At 35.8% G+C, this 1,802-nt stretch carries 1 protein-coding gene; it reads left to right on the forward strand.

The features are described 5' to 3' along the window. Positions 1-1,802, forward strand: a 1,802-nt coding sequence (locus tag AC0INN_RS21725) for a condensation domain-containing protein (RefSeq protein WP_306615098.1), incomplete at both ends; no start/stop codon positions are given.

The following is a 1,802-nucleotide window of genomic DNA, read 5'->3' on the forward strand; positions in this document are numbered from 1 at the left end:
CAGAGTTTATCGGGAATCCGGTATCTGAAGAAAACCTAGGAACCGATATTCTATTGGATGTTTCAGGAATCACGATGAGTGGTGCCATGACTATCACGATCCGTTATTCAGGAGATCTCTTTACTGAAGCTACGGTTCAGAAACTGATGGATAGCTATCAGAATCAATTGGAGAAAATGATTGGTGAGAGTGAAGGCTCAGAGGTGATTTTAACACCATCAGATCTTACTTATAAAGGATTGTCATTCAATACGATTCAGGAGATCAATAAGAAAGGGGATATTGAAGATATTTATGAGCTTTCGCCAATGCAGCAGGGCTTGTATTACCATTGGCTTGTGGAACCCAAAGGAGCCACGTATTTCATGCAGACTTCGTACAGGACAAAATCCGAGGATTTTGATCTGTCAGAAGTAGAAAAGGCATTTGGAATCCTTGTCAATCGCTATACGGTTTTACGGACTTCTTTTGATAATCGTTATGGAGAAGTTCCTTTGCAGATCGTTCACAAAAAAGCACAAGTTGACTTTAAATATCATACAATAGGATCTAAAGATTCCCTGGAAAACGATCTGGAGATTATTAAAGAAAATGATATTATCCGTGGTTTTGCTCTGAATCAACCTACACAATTACGTTTGATAATAGTAGAATTATCAAATGATACATATGAGTTTATTTGGAGTTATCACCATATCATTATGGATGGATGGTGTCTGAGTATCCTGATCAACGATTTCTCTGCAATATTAGACTCGCTTAAACAAAGTCTGGAAGCCAATTTACCAGAACCTCAGAAATATTCTGCTTATCTTAAATGGCTAAGCGGGATTGATAAAGATTCGGCAATGTTGCATTGGAAAAACTATTTAGAAGGAATTAATGCTCCAACGCTTATACCTTTTGAAAAGAACTCCAAAGAAGAACCTCCTCATTTTGTTACCGAAAAATTTAGTGTGGTGGGAGATGAATTTAAAGAAATTGATCAGCTGTGTCAGAAACTTGGAATTACTCTCAATACTTATATACAGGGTGTGTGGTCTTATCTTTTAAGTAAATACAATTCCTCAGAAGAAATCATATTCGGAGCTGTTGTGTCAGGAAGACCGGCAGAAATTGAGGACGTAGAACGTATGGTCGGATTGTTTATCAATACCATCCCTGTAAGGATTTTGGTTAACAAAGATGATACACCGCGTAGCCTTTTGAAAAAAGTACATCAGAATTCTATACAGAATACAGGATATCATTTCAACAGTTTGGCGGAAATTCAATCCTTATCTTCTTTAGGGAAAGATTTGCTAAGCAACATTATTATATTTGAAAACTACGTAAAGAATGAACCGAATGAAAACTTTGAAAAAGTAAAAGTTTTTGATCAATCCAACTATAACTTTACATTAGTCGCAGAACCATATGAGGATCATTTAAATATGGATTTTGAATACAATGCATCAGTATATTCTTCTTTTATCAAGATTCTGGTTTCTCATTTGAAAAATGCTCTTAACCAATTTAAAACGTACATTGATACTCCTCTTTCGGAATTAGATTATCTAAGTTTCTCTGAACGAGAGTTCCTGATCAATGAGCTTAACGCTACAGAAGTTGCTTATCCTGCAGGTACAACAATTCTTAGTTTATTTGAAGATCAGGTGAATGTTACTCCTGACAATATTGCTGTTGTTTTTGATGATCTTAGCTTAAGCTATATCGAATTGAATGAAAAAGCATCCAGCCTTGCTCTTCAGCTTCAAAGTGCTTATGGAATCAAGAAAGGCGATTATGTAGGAGTAATGCTT

The sequence above is a fragment of the Chryseobacterium subflavum genome, assembly GCF_055762745.1.